Annotated in this window: 2 protein-coding genes; both read left to right on the top strand. The window is 63.5% G+C overall.

Translation table 11 applies throughout. The annotated features are described in order from the left end of the window. Window positions 1-396: F0F1 ATP synthase subunit gamma (locus tag ACQKDV_RS19525; RefSeq protein ID WP_427785872.1), on the top strand; the 396-nt coding region annotated here is incomplete at its 5' end. 37 nt (window positions 397-433) lie between these two features. Further along, the coding region (gene atpD, locus ACQKDV_RS19530) for a F0F1 ATP synthase subunit beta (RefSeq protein ID WP_427785873.1) at window positions 434-1,341 on the top strand (908 nt) is incomplete at its 3' end.

Consider the following 1,341-nt stretch of genomic DNA (forward strand, 5'->3'; position numbering starts at 1 on the left):
AACAAGCCCAAGGAGGACGAAGGCAAGGTCGACCGCGTGTACCTGGTCTACAACCGATTCGTGAACACCATGACGCAGAAGGCCAGCTTCGATCAGCTGCTGCCGCTGCAGCCAGCTGAGAAGCAGGTCGCTCACCACGACTGGGACTACCTGTACGAACCCGATGCCGCGACCGTGCTGGAGCACGTGATGACGCGTTACATCGAGTCGCTGGTGTACCAGGCACTGCTGGAAAACGTCGCCTCCGAGCATGCAGCGCGCATGGTTGCGATGAAGGCGGCGAGCGACAACGCCAACAAGCTGATCGGCACCCTGCAGCTCGTCTACAACAAGGCGCGCCAGGCAGCGATCACCCAGGAAATCTCCGAAATCGTCGGCGGCGCGGCAGCAGTCTGACCGCGTTCGTTCAAAGCACACATTAGAGGATGCAGCAATGAGTCAGGGCAAGATCGTTCAGATCATCGGCGCGGTCGTCGACGTCGAATTCCCGCGTGAGTCGGTGCCGAAGGTGTACGACGCACTGAAGGTCGAAAACACCGACATCACCCTTGAAGTCCAGCAGCAGCTGGGCGACGGCGTGGTGCGTGCCATCGCCCTCGGTTCCACCGACGGCCTGAAGCGCAACCTGGTGGCCATCAACACCGACCGCGGCATCTCCGTGCCGGTCGGCGCCGGCACCCTGGGCCGCATCATGGACGTGCTCGGCCGTCCGATCGACGAAGCCGGCCCGGTGGCCGCCAGCGACAGCTGGGAAATCCACCGTGCGGCCCCGTCGTACGAAGACCAGAGCCCGGCCACCGAACTGCTGGAAACCGGCATCAAGGTCATCGACCTGATGTGCCCGTTCGCCAAGGGCGGCAAGGTCGGCCTGTTCGGCGGCGCCGGCGTCGGCAAGACCGTCAACATGATGGAACTGATCAACAACATCGCCAAGGCGCACAGCGGTCTGTCCGTGTTCGCCGGCGTGGGTGAGCGTACCCGTGAGGGCAACGACTTCTACCACGAAATGAAGGACTCCAACGTCCTGGACAAGGTGGCGATGGTGTACGGCCAGATGAACGAGCCGCCGGGCAACCGTCTGCGCGTCGCCCTGACCGGCCTGACCATGGCCGAGTACTTCCGCGATGAGAAGGACGAAAACGGCAAGGGCAAGGACGTCCTGCTGTTCGTCGACAACATCTACCGCTACACCCTGGCCGGTACCGAAGTGTCGGCACTGCTGGGCCGTATGCCGTCGGCCGTGGGTTACCAGCCGACCCTGGCCGAGGAAATGGGCGTCCTGCAGGACCGCAGACATCGGCATCCGGCGGTAGAGTCGACCGTTGATCGACTACCGCGCGC

It is taken from the genome of Stenotrophomonas sp. NPDC077659, from assembly GCF_050268705.1.
Taxonomy (GTDB): Bacteria; Pseudomonadota; Gammaproteobacteria; order Xanthomonadales; family Xanthomonadaceae; genus Stenotrophomonas.